At 70.1% G+C, this 18679-nt stretch carries 19 protein-coding genes; 8 read left to right on the forward strand and 11 right to left on the reverse strand.

All coding sequences use genetic code 11. The features are described from left to right. The first annotated feature begins 88 nt into the window (after positions 1-88). On the forward strand, positions 89-250 hold the full coding sequence (locus tag HTZ77_RS13955) for a hypothetical protein (RefSeq protein WP_175589978.1): 162 nt from the start codon (positions 89-91) through the stop codon (positions 248-250). A 136-nt stretch (positions 251-386) separates the two neighbouring features. Here the strand turns inward: HTZ77_RS13955 and HTZ77_RS13960 are convergent, their stop codons facing one another. The 6 genes from HTZ77_RS13960 to HTZ77_RS13985 form a co-directional block, all read right to left on the reverse strand. Further along, the gene (locus tag HTZ77_RS13960) at positions 387-668 is read right to left on the reverse strand and encodes a metal-sensitive transcriptional regulator (protein ID WP_175589979.1); all 282 of its coding nucleotides are present in this window, start codon (positions 666-668) and stop codon (positions 387-389) included. Between the two features lie 30 nt (positions 669-698). Beyond that, positions 699-1772, reverse strand: a complete 1074-nt coding sequence (locus tag HTZ77_RS13965; protein ID WP_175589980.1) for a glycosyltransferase — start codon at positions 1770-1772, stop codon at positions 699-701. Further along, positions 1769-2566 carry a hypothetical protein gene (locus HTZ77_RS13970; protein ID WP_175589981.1) on the reverse strand — a complete coding sequence of 266 codons (798 nt, stop codon included), beginning with the start codon at positions 2564-2566 and terminating at the stop codon, positions 1769-1771. Before HTZ77_RS13970 ends, HTZ77_RS13965 begins: the two co-directional genes overlap by 4 nt. 148 nt (positions 2567-2714) lie before the next feature. Next, positions 2715-4817: a (Fe-S)-binding protein gene (locus HTZ77_RS13975; RefSeq protein ID WP_175589982.1), complete on the reverse strand. Its 2103-nt coding sequence runs from the start codon at positions 4815-4817 to the stop codon at positions 2715-2717. Positions 4818-4976: 159 nt separating this feature from the next. Further along, the gene (locus HTZ77_RS13980) at positions 4977-5558 is read right to left on the reverse strand and encodes a TetR/AcrR family transcriptional regulator (RefSeq protein ID WP_175589983.1); all 582 of its coding nucleotides are present in this window, start codon (positions 5556-5558) and stop codon (positions 4977-4979) included. Continuing rightward, the gene (locus tag HTZ77_RS13985; protein WP_175589984.1) at positions 5555-6364 is read right to left on the reverse strand and encodes a sugar phosphate isomerase/epimerase family protein; all 810 of its coding nucleotides are present in this window, start codon (positions 6362-6364) and stop codon (positions 5555-5557) included. Before HTZ77_RS13985 ends, HTZ77_RS13980 begins: the two co-directional genes overlap by 4 nt. A 55-nt stretch (positions 6365-6419) precedes the next feature. Between HTZ77_RS13985 and HTZ77_RS13990 the strand changes: the two genes are divergently transcribed. The 5 genes from HTZ77_RS13990 to disA all read left to right on the forward strand — a co-directional run bounded on the left by HTZ77_RS13990 (position 6420) and on the right by disA (position 10461). Continuing rightward, positions 6420-7118 (forward strand): class I SAM-dependent methyltransferase, encoded by a 699-nt coding sequence (locus HTZ77_RS13990; protein ID WP_175589985.1) that lies wholly within the window; start codon positions 6420-6422, stop codon positions 7116-7118. 43 nt (positions 7119-7161) lie between these two features. After that, entirely contained in the window at positions 7162-7542 is a 381-nt protein-coding gene (locus tag HTZ77_RS13995; protein ID WP_175589986.1) for a MerR family transcriptional regulator, read from the forward strand. After that, a complete protein-coding gene (trxA, locus tag HTZ77_RS14000; protein WP_175589987.1) occupies positions 7539-7844 on the forward strand; it encodes a thioredoxin in 306 nt (101 codons plus the stop codon). The genes HTZ77_RS13995 and trxA overlap by 4 nt, the downstream gene beginning before the upstream one ends. A gap of 86 nt (positions 7845-7930) precedes the next feature. Beyond that, positions 7931-9337, forward strand: a complete 1407-nt coding sequence (gene radA, locus HTZ77_RS14005) for a DNA repair protein RadA (protein ID WP_175589988.1) — start codon at positions 7931-7933, stop codon at positions 9335-9337. 41 nt (positions 9338-9378) lie between these two features. Then, on the forward strand, positions 9379-10461 hold the full coding sequence (disA, locus tag HTZ77_RS14010) for a DNA integrity scanning diadenylate cyclase DisA (RefSeq protein ID WP_328808581.1): 1083 nt from the start codon (positions 9379-9381) through the stop codon (positions 10459-10461). Positions 10462-10529: 68 nt separating this feature from the next. On the opposite strand, the gene HTZ77_RS14015 is transcribed toward disA, so the two are convergent. Continuing rightward, on the reverse strand, positions 10530-11234 hold the full coding sequence (locus tag HTZ77_RS14015) for a hypothetical protein (protein WP_175589989.1): 705 nt from the start codon (positions 11232-11234) through the stop codon (positions 10530-10532). Between the two features lie 78 nt (positions 11235-11312). On the opposite strand from HTZ77_RS14015, the gene HTZ77_RS14020 reads away from it, so the two are divergent. Further along, positions 11313-12188 carry an A/G-specific adenine glycosylase gene (locus HTZ77_RS14020; RefSeq protein ID WP_175589990.1) on the forward strand — a complete coding sequence of 292 codons (876 nt, stop codon included), beginning with the start codon at positions 11313-11315 and terminating at the stop codon, positions 12186-12188. 43 nt (positions 12189-12231) lie between these two features. On the opposite strand, the gene HTZ77_RS14025 is transcribed toward HTZ77_RS14020, so the two are convergent. Beyond that, the gene (locus HTZ77_RS14025; protein ID WP_175589991.1) at positions 12232-12648 is read right to left on the reverse strand and encodes a cupin domain-containing protein; all 417 of its coding nucleotides are present in this window, start codon (positions 12646-12648) and stop codon (positions 12232-12234) included. Between the two features lie 58 nt (positions 12649-12706). Here HTZ77_RS14025 and HTZ77_RS14030 point away from each other — a divergent pair, with 58 nt between their 5' ends. Next, on the forward strand, positions 12707-13171 hold the full coding sequence (locus tag HTZ77_RS14030; protein ID WP_175589992.1) for a MarR family winged helix-turn-helix transcriptional regulator: 465 nt from the start codon (positions 12707-12709) through the stop codon (positions 13169-13171). Between the two features lie 407 nt (positions 13172-13578). On the opposite strand, the gene HTZ77_RS14035 is transcribed toward HTZ77_RS14030, so the two are convergent. The 3 genes from HTZ77_RS14035 to HTZ77_RS14045 all read right to left on the reverse strand — a co-directional run bounded on the left by HTZ77_RS14035 (position 13579) and on the right by HTZ77_RS14045 (position 18568). After that, positions 13579-14517, reverse strand: coding sequence for a sugar phosphate isomerase/epimerase family protein (locus HTZ77_RS14035; protein ID WP_175589993.1), 939 nt, complete (start codon positions 14515-14517; stop codon positions 13579-13581). A gap of 409 nt (positions 14518-14926) precedes the next feature. Further along, positions 14927-17431: an ATP-dependent Clp protease ATP-binding subunit gene (locus HTZ77_RS14040; protein WP_175589994.1), complete on the reverse strand. Its 2505-nt coding sequence runs from the start codon at positions 17429-17431 to the stop codon at positions 14927-14929. Between the two features lie 804 nt (positions 17432-18235). Next, on the reverse strand, positions 18236-18568 hold the full coding sequence (locus HTZ77_RS14045; protein WP_175589995.1) for a histone-like nucleoid-structuring protein Lsr2: 333 nt from the start codon (positions 18566-18568) through the stop codon (positions 18236-18238). Between the last annotated feature and the right edge of the window lie 111 nt (positions 18569-18679).

The raw sequence follows: 18679 nt of genomic DNA on the forward strand, positions 1-18679 counted from the left end.
AAGGAATGACTCCGATGGGCCATGTCGCCCGAAGGGCCCCGGCCGTAACCTCTTAGAGGGTGTGGGCTGCGGAAGGAAGGACGACGCGGTGGGGCACGACGACCTGGACTCTCGGGTCCACGACCGTGTCGCGTTGGACGAGATTGCGCTCTACGCCGAGGTGCTTACCGCTGTTGCCATCAGCGAGCGGCGGCTGACCTTGGACGAGCTCGACGACGCGCTCGGATTGCGGACTTCAGCGAGTCGCTGAAGAACCATCACCATGACGTGGTCCCGGACTCCTGAGGGGTCCGGGACGGTGGTGTGGAGGGTGGCTCACCTCCCACGACATGACTAGTCAGTTCGCCGGCCGCCCTCCTACCAACGGACGACCACCCAACGATCGACTACGACTTCACGAGGCGGGCGATCGCCGCCGACGCCTCCTTGACCTTCGCCTCGGCCTCCGGACCGCCGCTGTTGATCGCCTCGGTCACGCAGTGCGCCAGATGGTCCTCCAGGAGGCCCAGCGCGACCGCCTGCAGCGCGCGCGTCGCCGCCGAGACCTGGGTGAGCACGTCGATGCAGTACGCGTCGTCGTCCACCATCCGCTGCAGGCCCCTGATCTGCCCCTCGATGCGCCGGAGCCGCGTCAGATAGGCCTGCTTGTCACCGGTGTAGCCGTGCATGGTCACCACGATACCCGCATCCGGTATGAGTCATCTGAGGTCCGCGATCAGCTTCTCCCACTGCGGCCCGACCTCGACGGCCGAGTGGCGCAGCGCGGTGTCGAGCGCCCCGGCGGCCAGCGACCGCCGCCTGCGCTCGTCGTCGATGAGCGCGAGCAGCGCCGCCGAGAACATCTCCAGTTCGACGTCGCCGTCGCCCTCCGGCACCAGCACCCCGTTGTAGCCCGTGGCCACGAACTCCGTGGGCCCCCGCGAGCCCTCGAAGGCCACCACGGGAACCCCGCACCCCATGGCCTCCAGCACGGTCATGCCGAGGTCGCCGTTGCGCGCGGTGTTGACCACGATCGACGCCTTGGCGAACTCCCCCGCGAGATCGGGGGTCATGCCCATGAAGTAGACGTGGTTGTGCAGGTCGAGGTCGCGCACCAGCGCGCGCAGCCGCCGCTCCTCGGCGCCGCCGCCGTACAGCCGCAGCCGCCAGTCGGGCCGCTTGTCGGCCACGGTGGCGAACGCCCTGATCAGCCGGTCGTACCCCTTGACCGGGATCCACCGGCCGCCGGCGGCGACGATGCGGTTGTCCATCCGCGAGCGCGGCCACGGGCCGGCCGGCAGCGCGTCGGGCACCGTGTGGACGGCGGACGATCCGTCGAGGAGCCTGGTCCACTCCTCGGCGGCCGCGTCGGTGGCGGTGGCGACCGCCTGCAGCCGCGGGTAGAAGCGCTTGACCGGCGCGGGCACGGCCGGACGTCCCCATTCGCGGGCGATCTTGAGCAGGTCGCGCGGGGCGTGGCGGGCGGCCTGGACGCCGAGCGCCGGCCTGGTGGTGATGAGGACGTCGGACTTGAGGTTGCGCAGCAGCCGCCACAGGGCGACCTCCGCACGCACCTGCCCGCGCGGCAGCAGGCGCCGGCTCCCGGGCCTGGCGTCGATGATCGAGCGCATGGTCACGTCCGGCCCGACGGGGAAGAACGGCCGGTCCTTGTGCCTCCTGACGCTGATCACCTCGACGTCGTGCCGCTCCGACAGCGCGGTGGCGAGGTTGAGCGTGGAGCGCACGTCGCCGCGCATGCCGTACGCGGAGGAGAGCAGCAGGGTGATCTTCACCCGCCCACCTCGATCCGCAGTTCGTCGTCGGCGGTGTAGCAGGGCCGGATGGGCACCCCGTCGATCCGGGCCGACGGATAGTGCAGGCGGCGGCGCTTGCCGTCGACGTCGTCGAGCCGCGAGCCGAGCTTCAGCGGCGTGGCCACGCCCTCGACCTCCAGCGCCGCCTCCCAGGTGCCGGCCTGGTCGGGGTCGGCGGCGAGCACGTCCACCAGGGAGAACGCGGCATGGAAGCGCACGCCCTGCACGGTCGCCCAGGTGCGCCGCATGAGGTCGCCGGACTGCCTGCGGTGCAGGGCGAGCCTGGCCTCGTGGCGGGCGTCGTCGTCCTCGAGGCCGGTGAAGGCCAGCAGGCCCATCACCTCCAGGCGGCCCTCCCTGAACCAGATCGAGCGCACCTCCGCGACCGGCTCGGCGTCGGCGATCTTCAGCGCGAGGTAGCCGTTGCGGGTGCGGTAGGAGCGGTAGGCGAGGGTGCGCTTGCACAGCGCGTACGCGTCGAGGTGGTCGAGGGAGAAGCCCGGATCGACGCTGCGCAGCCGCACGCGCTTGCCGTCGCGCCGCAGGTAGGCGTCCCAGCGCCCGGCCGTCAGCATGAGCGGGGCCAGCGAGACGGCCAGCGTGGCCTCGCCCGCGCGGGCACCCGGGGTGCCCAGCAGCACCTCCCGTTCGACCCCCGTCGTCCGGTGCCTGAGCACGAGTTCCGTTCCGTCACTCAGGGGCTCCTCCATGGCCAGCCTGAGGGAGAGCACATCGGCGAGCGTGACTTCCGCGTCTGTGACCACGACGCGCATCGCGAGCCCCCTCCCCGTCGAATGAAGCCATGCGACGTTGAGGTTACCGTGATTTTCCCGTTATGTGGATGGCGGATTTCTTGCGGGTGCCTGTCCTGACATGCGGAACTCCTCCACTTTACCTGTGGAGGAGTTCCGACTTCCCGTGTCAGGTAGGGGTTTTCACGGATTTGATCAGGAGCTGCGCGACGTCCACGACCTCCAGAGACTCCTTGGCCTCTCCGTTGTTCTTCTTCTCGTTGATCGCGTCCCCGAGCATCACCATGCAGAACGGGCACGCGGTGGAGACGGTGTCGGGATTCGTCGTCAGCGCCTCGTCCACGCGCTCGGTGTTGATGCGCTTGCCGATGCGCTCCTCCATCCACATGCGCGCGCCACCGGCGCCGCAGCAGAAGCCGCGGTCCTTGTGGCGGTGCATCTCCTGGGTCTGCACGCCGGGCACCTTGGACATGATGTCGCGCGGCTGCGAGTAGACCTTGTTGTGGCGGCCGAGGAAGCACGGGTCGTGGTAGGTGATCTTCTCCTCGATCGGGGTGATCGGGGTGAGCTTGCCCTCGTCGACCAGCTTGGCCAGGAGCTGGGTGTGGTGCACGACCTCGTACGTGCCGCCGAGCTGCGGGTACTCGTTGGCGAGCGTGTTGAAGCAGTGCGGGCAGGTGGCGACGATCTTCTTGACGCCGGCCTCGTTGAGGGTCTCGATGTTCTGCTGCGCGAGCATGTTGAACAGGTACTCCATGCCCAGGCGGCGAGCCGGGTCGCCGGTGCACGCCTCCATGGGGCCGAGCACGGCGAACTTGACGCCCGCGATGTGCAGCAGTTCGGCGACCGCCTTCGTGGTCTTCTTGGCCCGGTCCTCCAGGGCTCCGGCGCAGCCGACCCAGAAGAGGTACTCGGTGTCCTCGGGCATCTTCTCGTCGACGAGCTCGACCTCGAAGTCCAACTCCTCGATCCAGTCGGCCCGCTTCATCTCGGACATGCCCCACGGGTTGCCCTTGTTCTCCAGGTTCTTGACCATCACCCCCGCCTCGGACGGGAACGACGACTCGACCATCACCTGGTAGCGGCGCATGTCGAGGATGTGGTCGATGTGCTCGATGTCCACCGGGCACTGCTCGACGCAGGCGCCGCAGTTGGTGCACGACCACAGCACGTCGGGGTGGATCACGCCGTCCTCGCCGACCAGCGGCTTCTCCAGCAGCGCCAGCACGTCGGTGTCGGCGTGGCTGGTGTCGGCCCCGGCCAGCAGGTACGGGGCCACCTTGAAGGCGTGGTCGCGCTGGTCGAGGACGAGCATCTTCGGCGACAGCGGCTTGTCGGTGTTCCACGCCGGGCACTGCGACTGGCAGCGTCCGCACTCGGTGCAGGAGTAGAAGTCGAGGAAGCCCTTCCACGTGGTGTCGCCGATCTTGCCGCGACCCAGCCGTTCCGCGTCGAGGTCCTCGTCCTCGAAGTCGACCGGCTTGCCGTCCACGCGCAGCTCGGGCGCGCCGCCCAGACCGTCCGGGCGGCGGGAGAACAGCACGTTCAGCGGCGCGGTGAAGATGTGCAGGTGCTTGGAGTTGACCACGATCACCAGGAACACCAGCATGAAGCCGATGTGCAGCAGCAGCGCGATCTCCTCCAGCAGCGAGCTGCGCGGCAGCACGTCGCCGAGGGCGAGCGAGACGAACGCGCCCGAGGAGTAGGGAGAGTTGCCGTTGGCGGCCGCGGCGCCGCGGGCCAGGAACAACGTCCAGATGATGTTGAAGATCATGAACAGGACGAGCCACGCGCCGCCCAGGTGGGAGCCGCTGAAGCGCGAGCCGCGGCCCAGCGTCTTGGGCGAGTTCTTGATCCGGATGGCCGCGAACGCGACGAGGCCCAGCAGACACGCGACCGCGATGAAGTCCTGCAGGAATCCCAGCACGGCCCACTGGCCGACGATCGGGATGTGGAAGTCGGGGCGGCCGGTGATCGCGCCCTGCACGATCGCGCCGTACGCCTCGACGTAGACGGTCAGCAGGATGAAGAACGCCCACATGACGAAGAAGTGGGCGACGCCGGACGGCGTCCACTTCAGCAGCTTCTTCTGGCCGAACACCTCGACGAGCTGCGCCTTGATCTCCTCGCCGGCGTGCGTCCTGGCGTACTCCAGACGTTCGGGCGCGGGTGGCCCGACGGTGGCGAGCTTGTAGAGGAACTGCGCCCGACGGCCCGCCACGGCCACCGCCAGGACGGTCATGACGAGTCCGATGATGGCTACCCAGAGCACGGGCCCTCCCACAGACGACGTTGGCTGCCAGCGTACGAGCGCCGGTCCGCCACGCAACGACCAGGTCTCCCCAGAATCCTACCCGTCGGTAACATAACTGGGATAACGCGACCCACCCTACGGCCACGGGCCGTTACCGAACAATGCTCTATGGGGGCGCTACGGCGTGAAATAGCGCTGGATCGTCGGCGCCAGCAGCTCCACCAGCTCCTCCGGCTCGGCCCCCGCCATCGGCTCCAGCCTGAGCACGTAGCGGGCCATCAGCACGCCGAACATCTGGGCGAACGCCGCCTCGATCCGCAGGTGCGGCACCCCGATCGTGTCGGCCACCCTGAACAGCAGCGCGTTGGAGACGAACTCCCGGAACATCGACGCGGCGTACTCGTGCGTCATCGCCGAACGGATGAGCGCGATCATCGGCTCGCGCGTCTCGGGCGTGGCGGTCACCTTGAGGAGCAGCCGGACCAGCCGCTCCCCGATCTCCTCCTGCGGGCCGTCGAGGAGGGCCGGCACGACCTGCTCGGGCGTCAGCGGCAGCCGCATCGCCGCCGCGAACATCCCCTCCTTGGTGTCGAAGTAGTGGTGCACGAGCGCCGGGTCGACCTGCGCCTCCCGGGCGATGCCCCGGACGGTCGCCTTGTCGAACCCCTTCTCGGCGAACACCCGCCGGGCCGCCGCCAGGATCTCCCCTCTGGTGTCGGCCGATCCCGGCCTGCGCCCGGGCCCCCTCTTGACCGTCATGCGGACGCCGCGAGGTGCAGGCGGGCGAACGCGAGCGCCTCGGCGAGGTCGTCGATCCGCTCGGTACGACTGGCCGCCTTGCGCGTGTTGATCTCCAGCACGACCAGCCCGCCGTAGCCGGAGTTCGCCAGGCGCTCCAGGATCGGCGCGCACGGCTGGCTGCCACGCCCGGGCACCAGGTGCTCGTCCTTGTTCGTCACGCCCAGACCGTCGGCCAGGTGCAGGTGCGCCAGGCGGTCGCCGAGCTTGGTGGCCATCTCCATGGCGTCGGAGCCCGACACGGCCGTGTGCGACAGGTCCAGCGTGACGTGGGGGAAGTCGTAGTCGATCGGGTTCCAGTCGGGAGAGTACGGAACGACGTCGTTGCTCCTCGCGCGCAGCGGGAACATGTTCTCCACCGCGAAGATCACGTCGGTCTCGTCACTCATGCGGGCGATCCCGGCCTCGAAGTCGCGGGCGTACTCGCGCTGCCAGCGGAACGGCGGGTGGACCACGACCGCGGACGCGCCGAGCCGCTCGGCCGCCTGCCGGGCCCTGACCAGCTTGGCCCACGGATCGCGCCCCCAGACCCGCTGCGTGACGAGCAGGCACGGGGCGTGGATGGCCAGCACGGGCACCTGGTAGTGATCGGACAGGCGCTCGATCACGTCGATGTCCTGGCTCACGGGATCGGCGCCGACCATGATCTCGACACCGTCGTAGCCCAGGCGAGCGGCGAGCTCGAACGCGTCAGGGGTGCGTTCCGGATATACCGAGGCGGTGGACAATGCGATCTTCGCATTGGGCACACGGATGACGTCAGCCACCTTGCCAGCCTAAGCCGGTGACAGGGTTCTGGCGCGCGACGCCTACGGTTGGGTCATGCCCCGGATCGCAAAAGGCGCCATCCCCAGCCCCAACATCTGGAACACCCCGCAGCTGTACGAGCTGGAGAACCGCGCCGTCGACCCCGACGGCGCGGCCGAGGCGGCCATGCGGGCGATCCGGCCGTGGGACGGCGCCACCGTGCTCGACATCGGCTGCGGCACCGGCTACCACCTGCCGGGCCTGTCGGCCGCCGCGGCGCGGGTGATCGGGGTCGAGCCGCACGGCGACCTGGTGACGCTGGCCCGCCGCCGCTGCGCCGGGCTGCCCAACGTGGAGGTCCACGCCGCCGCGGCGCAGGACCTCCCACTGCCCGACATGTCGGTGGACGTCGCCGTCGCGCGCTGGGCGTACTTCTTCGGCCCCGGCAGCGAGCCGGGGCTGCGCGAGCTGTCCCGGGTCGTGCGGCGCGGCGGCGTCGCCTTCGTCGTCGACCTCGACGCGGGCCGCGGGGCGTTCGGCCGCTGGTTCTCGCGCACGGTGCCCACGTACTCGGCGCGCGAGGTCGAGGCGTTCTGGACGCGGCAGGGCTGGCAGCGGCAGGAGCTCGACCTGCGGATGGTGTTCGAGCGGCGGGCCGACCTGGAGGCCGTGCTGCGCATCGAGTTCGCGCCGGACGTGGCCCGGCAGGCCATCGCGGAGACGCCCGGCCTGGAGCTGGACTACCCCAACGTGCTGCGCTGGCGGCTGTTCTGACCCCCTTGACCTTGACATTGGCGTCAACGTCTACCGTGGGGCCATGCGCATCGGAGAGCTGGCCGGACGTACGGGGGCGAGCACCCGTTCCCTCCGTTACTACGAACAGCACGGGCTGATCACCTCACGGCGGGGCGCCAACGGCTACCGCGAGTACGCCGAGGACGACGTCCGTCTCGTGGAGGAGATCCGCACGCTGCTGTCGGTGGGCTTCACGCTGGAGGACACCCGGCCGTTCGTGAACTGCCTGCGGGCCGGCCACGAGAAGGGCGGGGCGTGCCGCGACTCGGCGGAGGTCTACCGGCGCAAGCTGGTCGAGATCGACGACGAGATCCGCACCCTGCTCGCCCGCCGCGCCGAGGTCTCGGCCCAGCTCGACGAGTCCTGCTCCGGCTGCATGTTTTCCATCCGAGGAGAGAAATGATCACGCTCACCACCGAGAACTTCGACGAGCAGGTCCTGCGCGCCGGCAAGCCCGTCCTGGTCGACTTCTGGGCCGAGTGGTGCGGGCCGTGCCGCATGGTCGCGCCCGTGCTCCAGCAGATCGAGAGCGAGTACGGCCTGACCATCGGCAAGCTCAACACCGACGAGAACCCCGAGATCATGTCCCGGTACGGCGTGCTCAGCCTCCCCACGCTTCTGCTGTTCGAGAACGGCGAGCCCGTGCGTCAGGTCGTCGGCGCCAAGCCCAAGCGCATGCTGGTCTCCGACCTCGGCCTGGGATGACACCGGCGGCGACCTCCCGCCTCGCCGCGATTGTCGGTCGGGCTGCCTGAGCGCGATTGTCGGTCGGGGCCGCTAGCCTGCTCGGCATGGCCAAGACTGCCCCCAAACCCGGTTACCGCTGCGCCGAGTGCGGCTGGCGCAGCCCCAAATGGGTGGGCCGGTGCGGCGAGTGCCAGGCATGGGGCACGGTCGACGAGGAAGGCGCCCGCGCCGGCGTCAACGTCGTCCAGGCCGGCGCCACCACCTCCCCCGCCCTGCCGATCGGCAACGTCAAGGCCGAGGTGGCGATCGCCCGCACCACCGGGGTGAGCGAGCTCGACCGGGTCCTCGGCGGCGGCCTGGTGCCCGGCGCGGTCGTCCTGCTGGCCGGCGAGCCCGGCATCGGCAAGTCCACGCTGCTGCTGGAGGCCGCCGCCCGCATCGCCGAGCGCGACACCGTCCTCTACGTCACCGGCGAGGAGTCCGCCGCGCAGGTCCGCCTGCGCGGCGACCGCATCGGCGCCATCCGCGACCGCCTCTACCTCGCCGCCGAGACCGAGCTGTCGGCCCTGGTGGCCCACGTCGAGAAGGTCCAGCCCCAGTTGCTCGTGGTCGACTCCGTGCAGACGATCGGCTCGGCCCAGGCCACCGGCGTGCCCGGCGGGGTCACCCAGGTCCGCGAGGTCGCCGCCAACCTCGTGCGCCTGGCCAAGGAGCGCAACATGGCGACCGTCCTGGTGGGGCACGTCACCAAGGAGGGCTCCATCGCCGGCCCCCGCACCCTGGAGCACCTGGTCGACGTCGTGCTCAACTTCGAGGGCGACCGCCACTCCCGGCTGCGCATGGTCCGCGCGATCAAGAACCGGTTCGGCCCCACCGACGAGGTCGGCTGCTTCGACCTGCACGAGCGCGGCATCGAGGGCATCACCGACCCGAGCGGGCTGTTCGTCTCCCGGCGCAGCAGTCCGGTGCCCGGCACCTGCGTGACCGTGACCGTCGAGGGCACCCGGCCGCTCCCGGCCGAGGTGCAGGCCCTGGTCGCCCGCACCGAGGCGCAGCAGCCCCGGCGCACCTCCTCCGGCCTCGACACCTACCGGGTGCAGATGATCCTGGCCGTGCTGGAGCGGCGGCTCAACGCCAAGCTCGGCGGCTGCGACGTGTTCACCGCGACGGTGGGCGGCATCAAGCTGGCCGACCCGGCGGTCGACCTCTCCGTCATGCTCGCCGTCGCCAGCGCCGCCGGCGACAAGCCGCTCCCGGCCGGGCTCGTCGCCCTCGGCGAGGTGGGCCTCGCGGGCGAGCTGCGGCCGGTCAAGGACGTGCGGCGGCGGCTCAGCGAGGCCGCCAGACTGGGCTTCCGCCGGGGTCTGGTGCCCGCCGGCTCCCTCGACGAGGGCACGCGCAAACGTGACGGGCAGCGCTCCCTGGTGCCGGTGGGATCGGTCACGTTCGCCCCCGGATTCGAGGTGGTGGAGGCGGAGAACGTCTGGGACGCTCTCACACACGTCACATAGCGCCGCTAAGCTGGGCTTGACTATTTCGACACGGGGGTCTGGTGCCAAACGACAGGAGTCTGGACGACCGCCGTCGCGAAGCCCTGGCCGCGGTGGCCCCGGGCACACCTCTGCGCGACGGCCTGGAGCGGATCCTGCGCGGGCAGACCGGCGGGCTTCTCGTGCTCGGCTACAACAGCGAGGTCGAGCAGCTCTGCAGCGGCGGCTTCGAGCTCGACGTCGACTTCTCGGCCACCCGGCTGCGCGAGCTGGCCAAGATGGACGGCGCGATCGTGGTCAGCGACGACCAGAAGATCGTGCGCGCCGCGGTCCACCTCGTCCCCGACCCGGCCATCCCCACCGACGAGTCCGGCACCCGCCACCGCACCGCCCAGCGGGTCGCCCGGCAGACCGGCCTGCCGATCATCGCGATCAGCAAGTCGATGCGGATCATCGCCCTCTACCTCGACGGCATCCGCTACGTTCTGGAGGAGTCGGCGGCCATCCTGTCCAAGGCCAACCAGGCTCTGGCCACCCTGGAGCGCTACAAGCACCGCCTCGACGAGGTGTCCGGCACGCTGTCGGCCCTGGAGATCGAGGACCTGGTGACCGTTCGCGACGTGGCGGCCGTCGCCCAGCGGCTGGAGATGGTGCGGCGCATCTCCGACGAGATCAAGGGCTACGTGGTCGAGCTCGGCACCGACGGCCGGCTGCTGTCGCTCCAGCTCGACGAGCTGGTGGCGGGCGTCGACTCCGAGCGGGAGCTGGTGGTGCGCGACTACCTCCCGGCGCCGTCGGGCCGGCGCGCCCGGCGCCTGTCGGAGGCCATGCACGACCTCGACGAACTGTCCGGCAGCGCCCTGCTCGACCTGACGGCGGTGGCCCACCTCCTCGGCCACGACGGCGGCGAGACCCTCGACACCCCGGTCAGCCCGCGCGGCTTCCGCCTGCTGGCCAAGGTCCCCCGGCTGCCGGCCACGGTGGTGGATCGCCTGGTCAACCACTTCGGCGGGCTGCAGAAGCTGCTCGCGGCCAGCATCGACGATCTACAGGCGGTCGGCGGGGTCGGCGAGTCGCGCGCCCGCAGCGTCCGCGAGGGCCTGTCACGCCTGGCCGAGTCCTCCATCCTCGAACGCTACGTCTGACCGCGTCTCGGTCACCGGACGGGGCCGGCGGCCGGCGGGACTGGGACGGTCGTGACGGAACGGTCGGGTCACCTGAGGTGGAAGACCCCCTTGGGGCTCTTCAGCTTGCCCATGCGGGCCACCGCCACGTACGTGCCCGGCAGGGCCGAGGCCGGCGTGGTGCGGCAGTCGGCGCTGGAGCGGCGCCGGTCCCAGTCGAGCGTGCGGACGTACGGGATGCCGCGCTCCAGCTCCCGCTGCTCGCCGGCGGGCCCGCTCACGCAGTCGGCGGTGGACCAGATGCGGTCCTCGCCCGAGGTGATGCGGACCTCCAGGGCCCGCGGCCCCACGTCGGCCCGGCACATGACGGGCCCGGTGTTGACCAGCGTGACGAGGAAGTTGGGCCACGCGCCACCGGTGTAGACGTCCTGCTTGCCCTGCAGGCTCAGCACCAGGTCGTCCTCGGCGCACGGTTGTCCGGGACGGTCCGGCCCGGCGCCGGCCGCTGCCGCCGCCGCTGCCGGGGTGGCGTCCCTGTTGGGACTCGGCTGGGGCGTCGGGGTGGCCGTGCCGAGGGCGAGGGTGCGCAGACCCGCCAGCAACGGGTCGGCGGAGGGCGACTCACCGGCGGAGGACTCGGCGCTGGAGGAGCGCTGCGGCCCGTCGGCGCCGCTGGAGCACGCCCACGCCACCACGGCCACGACCACCAGCACCGCGATGAGCACGCTCATCCGCCGCCGCCAGTAGACGTCACCGCCACCGTCGCCGTCGCCACGTATCGTATCCGGGTCCATACTCACAGCATGGTAATGGTACGGCTACTTAGCGTGACGACACGCCGATGCCGTCGGTCTCGGCATACGCTGGGGCGCGTGGTTGAGCCGAACCTCCTGCACGTACCCATTCTGGAGTGGTACGAGTCCAACGCCCGGGATCTCCCGTGGCGCGCCGCCGACGCGACCCCGTGGGGCGTGCTCGTGAGCGAGATCATGCTCCAGCAGACCCCCGTCGCGCGCGTGCTGCCCGTCTGGCTCGAGTGGATGGAGCGCTGGCCCACTCCCAAGGCGCTGGCGGCCGAGCAGCCGGGCGAGGCCGTGCGCCACTGGGGGCGGCTCGGCTACCCGCGCCGCGCCCTGCGACTGCACGCCTGCGCCCGCGCCATCGCCGAGGAGCACGGCGACGAGGTGCCGTCCGACCACGCCACGCTGCTGTCGCTGCCGGGCATCGGCGAGTACACCGCGGCGGCGGTCGCCAGCTTCGCGTACGGCGGCCGGCACGCGGTGCTGGACACGAACGTGCGCCGGGTGTTCGCGCGGGCGGTGCGGGGCGAGGAGTACCCGCCGGTCGCCACGTCTGCGGCCGAGCGGCGGCTGGCCGAGACCCTGCTGCCCGAGCTGGGCGCGGCCCGGTGGGGAGTGGCGGTCATGGAGCTGGGGGCGCTGGTGTGCACGGCCCGCGCCCCGCGCTGCGCCGACTGTCCCGTCACCCACGCCTGCGCCTGGCGGCTGGCCGGCAAGCCGCCGCACGAGGGGCCGGCCCGCAAGGGGCAGACGTACGCGGGCACCGACCGGCAGTGCCGTGGCCGCCTGCTCGCGGTGCTGCGGGCGGCGCACGGCCCGGTGCCGAAGGAGGCGCTGGACGCCGTGTGGGACGACGCGGTGCAGCGGGAGCGCGCCCTGGACGGCCTGGTCGCCGACGGTCTGGCCGAGGCCCTGGACGACGGCACCTACCGCCTGCCGCACGCCTGACCACCCGCGGCCGCCTCGCACCGCACCGTGTGCCGCCCTCCGGCTACCTGGCCCAGAGCGGCACGATGCGCTCCGAAGCCTTGGGGGCCAGGTCGCACGCGTCCGGCTCGGACTCTCCTCCCGGGTTGTACACCTGGGTCCCGGCGGGGGCGACCACGATGGACACGAACCCGCGCTCCGCGTCCGCGCACATCTGGCGGCTGACGTCCGCGGGCAGCACCATGGTGTCCCCCGCGCCGACCTCGAACCGCTCACCGCCCAGCTCGACGACGGCCGAGCCGTCGATCCAGGTCCACACCAGCTCGGCGTCGAACGCGTGCACCGGGCCGACCATGCCCGGCTTGGCGTCCACCCGCCACATGGCCTGGGCGGCGCCGCCCTGTGTCGGGGAGGCGAGCGTGGTCATGACGGCGTTCGGGGTCTCGGTCTTCCGGGTGTCGGCGGACAGGACAACTGACATCTTCAATCCCCTAAGATAGGCAACTACGTTGTCTATATAGTGAACCAGGTTGTCTATCATGTCAAGCCAAGGCTTCGAGCTTCCGCTGCGCCTGCTGCTCGCGTTCCGGATGCTGATCGACGAACTCCACACCGAGCTCGCCCGGCAGGGTCATCCGGACATACGGCCCATGCACGGGTTCGTCATGCAGGCCATCGGACCGGCGGGCACCACGGCCGTCGAGCTGGGCCGCACGCTCGGGGTGTCCAAGCAGGCCGCGGGCAAGACCATCGACACCCTGGAGCGCATCGGCTACGTGGAGCGGAGCACCGACCCCCACGACACGAGACGCAGGGTCGCCCGGCTCACGCCGTACGGGGAGGACGCGCTCGACCGGTCGGCGCGCATCTTCGACGCCCTCCGCGCCCGCTGGGCCGGCGAACTGGGCGAGGAACGGCTCCAGGCCCTGGAGTCGGACCTGCGCAGGATGACCCCGGACAACCTGTGGCGCCTCGACATCCCCGGCTGGTTCGGGACCCTGTGACCCACTCGGCCTCCAGGGGGCAGCTCTCCGCACCCTCAGCGCCTCGGCCCACTCCCCCTCCGCAGGAGGCAGCCCTCCGAGTCCTCGGCCCCTCGGCCCGCTCCCCCTCCGCAGGAGGCAGCTCCCCGTGCTCTTTGCCGCTCGGCCCACTCCGGCCTCCCGGGAGGCAGCCCCGCGCCCTCAGGGGCTCGCCGCTCCTGAGAGCCGCGGGAGAATCAAGGCGCCGCACCCTCAGGGTGATCGCCGGGCCCGGCGGCCCGCAGAAGGACTCGCCACACACGGAACCGTGTCAGAGGACTCGACGAGCACGCCACTCCCAGAACCCGGCCCGGGCCGACCTCATCGAGCACGTGCCGGCCGCCCGCGACCGCCAGGGCGGCCGGGCCCCGCGGCTGCTCGGAACCCGCTCAGGCGGCGAGCTGGAGGCCGAGGCCCGTGAGGTTGGTACGGGCCCAGTCGAGCTCCTGCGCCAGCATGGACACCAGGGCGCCCGGCCCCTTGGCGCGGCCGGGGACCGCGAGGTTGTGCGTCTCCACCTCGATGTGCGCGCTGCCGCTGACCGCGCCGGACAGCATGGCTGTGAGCGTGTCGTGCAGCACCGCGCCCGTGCTGGGCGTCTCGCCCGTGTGGTTGTGGACGTGGCCGAGCTTGACCACAGGGGCGCCGGCGGCGGCCAGGCCGCGCAGCGCCGCGCCGGGCTCCTCGGAGCCGCAGGCGAGGTGGCAGGCGTCCAGGCACACGCCCAGGTGCTCGGAGTCGATGCCGCACACCCGCTCCAGCGCCTGCTCGGTGGTCTCCAGGACGCAGCCGGGCCACGGCTCGAAGCCGACGCGGATCGTCTTGCCGGTGACGCTGTAGATGCCGCGCAGCTCGCGGGCCAGCCGCTCCAGGCGGCGCGTGGCGATGGAGTGCAGGTCGGCCGGCCAGTCGCGGCGCCAGCCGATGGGGATGGTGGAGATGCTGCCGAACCTGACGTCGTCGGGCAGCAGGAACGCCAGGATCTTGGCCAGGGCCATCGTGTAGCGGTAGCGCTCGGGCTTGGCCCAGTCGGGGCCCGGGACCTCCTGGTTGCGCCCGCCCGTGCCGTTCAGGCTCACGACCTCCAGGCCGCGCTCCTCCAGGGAGCGGCGCAGCCGTACGAGCTCGATGCGGTCGGCCGTGAGGTGGTCGGCCACGCTCGGCGAGAGCCACAGACCGATGCCCATCCGCTCGACCCCCAGCCGCTTGCGCACCGGCACCGCGTAGCGGGTCAGGTGGGCGATCAGGTTCTCGAGGTCCTCGGCGGGGTGGACGCCCGCGTTGTAGGCGAGGTGCACGAGCGTTCCGTCGTCGTGACGCAGGCGCATCGGTTTCCTCCACGGCTTCGCTTTGATCGTTGGCATCACCCGGTCGGGGATCGCGTGGACGCTGCCGAGCATGCCCGTTCGGGGAGGCGTACGCGTCCGCCCTGGGTTGACTGCCTCGTACTCCCCAGGGAGCAGTCCCACCCTAGGTAAACGATCTTGCGGCTTACTTGGGGAAGACTTGGTGGTGCTCTACACAGAGTAGTACTACTCGCCGTCGCAGGCACACTTTTCCGCGCCAACAATTCCGCAACGACCCTGTGAGTCGTCCCACGCCGCTGCTCACGCCGGGAGTGCCTGAGCGGCCGCACCGGGAAATCGGCAGCGGGCGTCCCCGCGAGAACTCCCCGGAAAAAGGCGAGGCCCCCGTGTGAGCGAGTCACACGGGGGCCTCGGTGCGCCCTCGCGGGCGTCAGTGCTGGATCGAACCGGCGATCGCGGCGGCCGAGTCGGGCACCTGGGACGACGCGTTCTCACCGGTGAAGATGAACTTCGCGTTGTCGCCCTCGCCCTCGATGGTCACCTTGATGACCTGCCCCGGGCGGAGCTCGCCGTACAGGATCTTCTCCGACAGCGAGTCCTCCAGCTCGCGCTGGATGGTGCGCCGCAGCGGACGGGCGCCCATGACCGGGTCGTAGCCGCGGTCGGCCAGTAGCTGCTTGGCCTCGGGCGAGACCTCGAGCCCCATGTCGCGGTCCTTCAGACGCGCCTCGACCTGCGAGAGCATCAGATCCACGATCTGGATGATCTCGACCGGCGTCAGCTGGTGGAAGACCACGATGTCGTCGACACGGTTGAGGAACTCCGGCCGGAAGTGCTGCTTGAGCTCCTCCTGGACCTTCGCCTTCATCCGCTCGTAGTTGGACTCGGTGTCGTTGGACTTGGCGAACCCGACCCCGATGCCCTTGGAGATGTCGCGGGTGCCGAGGTTGGTGGTCATGATGATGACCGTGTTCTTGAAGTCCACCACGCGGCCCTGGGCGTCGGTCAGGCGACCGTCCTCCAGGATCTGCAGCAGCGAGTTGAAGATGTCGGGGTGGGCCTTCTCGATCTCGTCGAACAGGACCACGGAGAACGGCTTGCGCCGCACCTTCTCGGTGAGCTGGCCGCCCTCCTCGTACCCGACGTAGCCGGGCGGGGAGCCGAACAGCCGCGAGACGGTGTGCTTCTCCATGAACTCCGACATGTCCAGGCTGATCAGCGCGTCCTCGTCGCCGAACAGGAACTCCGCCAGAGCCTTGGACAGCTCGGTCTTACCGACGCCGGACGGGCCGGCGAAGATGAACGAGCCGCCGGGACGCCGCGGGTCCTTCAGGCCGGCGCGGGTGCGCCGGATGGACCGCGACAGGCCCTTGATGGCGTCGTCCTGGCCGATGATCCGCTTGTGGAGCTCGTCCTCCATGCGGAGCAGGCGCTGCGACTCCTCCTCGGTCAGCTTGAAGACCGGGATGCCGGTGGCCGTGGCGAGGACCTCGGCGATGAGCTCCTCGGTGACCTCGGCGACGACGTCCATGTCGCCGGCCTTCCACTCCTTCTCGCGCCGCTCGCGCTTGAGCTGGAGCTGCTTCTCCTGGTCGCGCAGGGCCGCGGCCTTCTCGAAGTCCTGCGCGTCGATCGCGGACTCCTTGTCGCGCCGGACGTTGGCGATCTTCTCGTCGTACTCGCGCAGGTCCGGCGGAGCGGTCATCCGGCGGATGCGCATCCGCGAACCGGCCTCGTCGATGAGGTCGATCGCCTTGTCGGGAAGGTAGCGGTCGCTGATGTAGCGGTCGGCCAGCTGCGCGGCGGCCACCAGAGCGCCGTCGGTGATGGACACCCGGTGGTGCGCCTCGTAGCGGTCGCGCAGACCCTTGAGGATCTCGATCGTGTGGCTGAGCGAGGGCTCGGCCACCTGGATCGGCTGGAAGCGCCGCTCCAGCGCCGCGTCCTTCTCGAGGTACTTGCGGTACTCGTCGAGGGTCGTGGCACCGATGGTCTGCAGCTCGCCGCGGGCCAGCATCGGCTTGAGGATGCTGGCGGCGTCGATCGCGCCCTCGGCGGCACCCGCACCCACGAGCGTGTGCAGCTCGTCGATGAACAGGATGATGTCGCCACGCGTGCGGATCTCCTTGAGCACCTTCTTCAGGCGCTCTTCGAAGTCGCCGCGGTAGCGGGAGCCGGCGACCAGGGCGCCGAGGTCAAGCGTGTAGAGCTGCTTGTCCTTCAGCGTCTCGGGCACCTCGCCCCTGACGATCTTCTGCGACAGGCCCTCGACGACGGCGGTCTTGCCGACGCCGGGCTCGCCGATGAGAACGGGGTTGTTCTTGGTCCTCCGGGAGAGGACCTGCATGACCCGCTCGATCTCCTTCTCGCGGCCGATGACCGGATCCAGCTTGCCCTCGCGGGCGGCCTGGGTCAGGTTGCGGCCGAACTGGTCGAGCACCAGGGACGTCGACGGGGCCGACTCCTGAGGGCCGCCCGCGGCGGCCGGCTCCTTGCCCTGGTAGCCGTGGAGCAACTGGATGACCTGCTGCCTGACACGGTTGAGATCGGCTCCAAGCTTGACCAGCACCTGGGCCGCCACACCTTCACCCTCGCGGATGAGCCCGAGCAGGATGTGCTCGGTGCCGATGTAGTTGTGGCCCAGCTGCAGAGCCTCACGGAGCGACAGCTCAAGAACCTTCTTGGCCCGCGGGGTGAACGGAATGTGCCCCGACGGAGCCGACTGGCCCTGGCCGATGATCTCCTCGACCTGCTGGCGCACTCCTTCAAGGCTGATGCCGAGGCTCTCCAGAGCCTTGGCGGCTACGCCCTCTCCTTCGTGGATCAAACCAAGAAGAATGTGCTCAGTGCCGATGTAGTTGTGGTTGAGCATCCTGGCTTCTTCCTGCGCCAGGACAACAACCCGCCTCGCTCGGTCGGTGAACCTCTCGAACATCTCGTCGCTCCTCACAGAGCGGTCAGTCAGGCCGGTTTAGTCCGGTCCCGTCATCCCGCATGCTAGCCCTGGCTCGGCGAACCGTGCCCACTGCCGCTGACACGCTCTATAGCAGAGACGTTCCCCGAGAGCAGGGCGTTCACCCTCTATCCAACTACCGTTCGGGGGTGGCGTGTTCCCGATACGCCGCAAGCGAACGATGTTTAGGGGACTCGGGGAAGCGACTCCAATTCGCCGCTCCAGCAGGGGTGGATCGTGTGTCCGAACGTGGGATCACCTTGTCATCGGACACCGGCGCCGGACACCGCCGGGACGCCTGAGAGAACGGTCTCGGGTGTGACCGCAGCCCGCACATGACGCGTAACCATGTCCGAAACCCCTGCGCCCACATCCTACGTGCCGTCTCAAAGGGCCGCCAATCGTTCATGAAGGGGTTCACGACCGGCGAAATCCGCAGTCTGGTCAGCCCGGTTACCGGAGGCCGGAGGACCGCCCGCCGGGCCTGTCAGCAGGCGACGGGGCGGGCGGCCGGGATTGCGCGGGGCGACGGGCCCGCGGGGGTGGAACGGGCCATGGCGAAGAAACGGTGTCCGGGGGGCCGGCGGGCAAAACGCCTTACGGCGGCGGCATTCGGCGACGGACGGGAGAACGGACGTCAGGCCCCAAATACCCGCCCATGCGGCGAAACCAAGATCAATAACTCGCCCTGGGCGTCCAGCATTTGAGAAGGATTAAAATGATCATGCGCTTATGGCGTTCGCCGGGGTCCTAGGCGAGCGCCATAAGCGCATGGTCCGCAGTCGCTCAGTGGGCGGCTTCGTACTTCTCGACGACGGTGGAGGCGATGCGGCCACGCTCGCTGACCGGCAGGCCATGAGCCTTCGCCCACTGACGGATCTCCGAGCTCTTCTCGCGGCTCATCGCCCGCTGGCTGCCGCGCCCACGCCGCCGCGTCGACACGGCGCCTGCCCGGCGCGCGTGCTGAACGAAAGGCGAGAGGGCGTCGCGGAGCTTCTTGGCGTTAAGGTCGCTGAGGTCAATCTCATACGAGGAGCCGTCAATGGCGAAGCTGACCGTCTCATTGGCCTCGCCCCCATCGAGGTCATCGATGAGAATCTCCTGGATCTGCTTGGCCATCTACGCAATCCTTTCCCGGAGCATTGTTTCATTCGCTGGCCCAAACATATACCCGGAAAGGCGCGGAGACAATTCAGCGCCGCCGCGAATCGGCTGACTGACCGGTCAGTG

The sequence above is a fragment of the Nonomuraea montanisoli genome (genome assembly GCF_013363975.1).
Taxonomy (GTDB): Bacteria; Actinomycetota; Actinomycetes; order Streptosporangiales; family Streptosporangiaceae; genus Nonomuraea; species Nonomuraea montanisoli.

Coding starts and splice junctions, on each gene's coding strand:
- HTZ77_RS13980 (WP_175589983.1), bottom strand. CDS start 5,558: ATGACGGTCAAGAGGGGGCCCGGGCGCAGGCCGGGATCGGCCGACACC.
- HTZ77_RS14030 (WP_175589992.1), top strand. CDS start 12,707: ATGTCAAGCCAAGGCTTCGAGCTTCCGCTGCGCCTGCTGCTCGCGTTC.
- HTZ77_RS14035 (WP_175589993.1), bottom strand. CDS start 14,517: ATGCGCCTGCGTCACGACGACGGAACGCTCGTGCACCTCGCCTACAAC.
- HTZ77_RS13995 (WP_175589986.1), top strand. CDS start 7,162: ATGCGCATCGGAGAGCTGGCCGGACGTACGGGGGCGAGCACCCGTTCC.
- HTZ77_RS14025 (WP_175589991.1), bottom strand. CDS start 12,648: ATGTCAGTTGTCCTGTCCGCCGACACCCGGAAGACCGAGACCCCGAAC.
- HTZ77_RS13960 (WP_175589979.1), bottom strand. CDS start 668: ATGCACGGCTACACCGGTGACAAGCAGGCCTATCTGACGCGGCTCCGG.
- HTZ77_RS13970 (WP_175589981.1), bottom strand. CDS start 2,566: ATGCGCGTCGTGGTCACAGACGCGGAAGTCACGCTCGCCGATGTGCTC.
- HTZ77_RS14040 (WP_175589994.1), bottom strand. CDS start 17,431: ATGTTCGAGAGGTTCACCGACCGAGCGAGGCGGGTTGTTGTCCTGGCG.
- HTZ77_RS13990 (WP_175589985.1), top strand. CDS start 6,420: ATGCCCCGGATCGCAAAAGGCGCCATCCCCAGCCCCAACATCTGGAAC.
- HTZ77_RS14045 (WP_175589995.1), bottom strand. CDS start 18,568: ATGGCCAAGCAGATCCAGGAGATTCTCATCGATGACCTCGATGGGGGC.
- trxA (WP_175589987.1), top strand. CDS start 7,539: ATGATCACGCTCACCACCGAGAACTTCGACGAGCAGGTCCTGCGCGCC.
- radA (WP_175589988.1), top strand. CDS start 7,931: ATGGCCAAGACTGCCCCCAAACCCGGTTACCGCTGCGCCGAGTGCGGC.
- HTZ77_RS14015 (WP_175589989.1), bottom strand. CDS start 11,234: ATGGACCCGGATACGATACGTGGCGACGGCGACGGTGGCGGTGACGTC.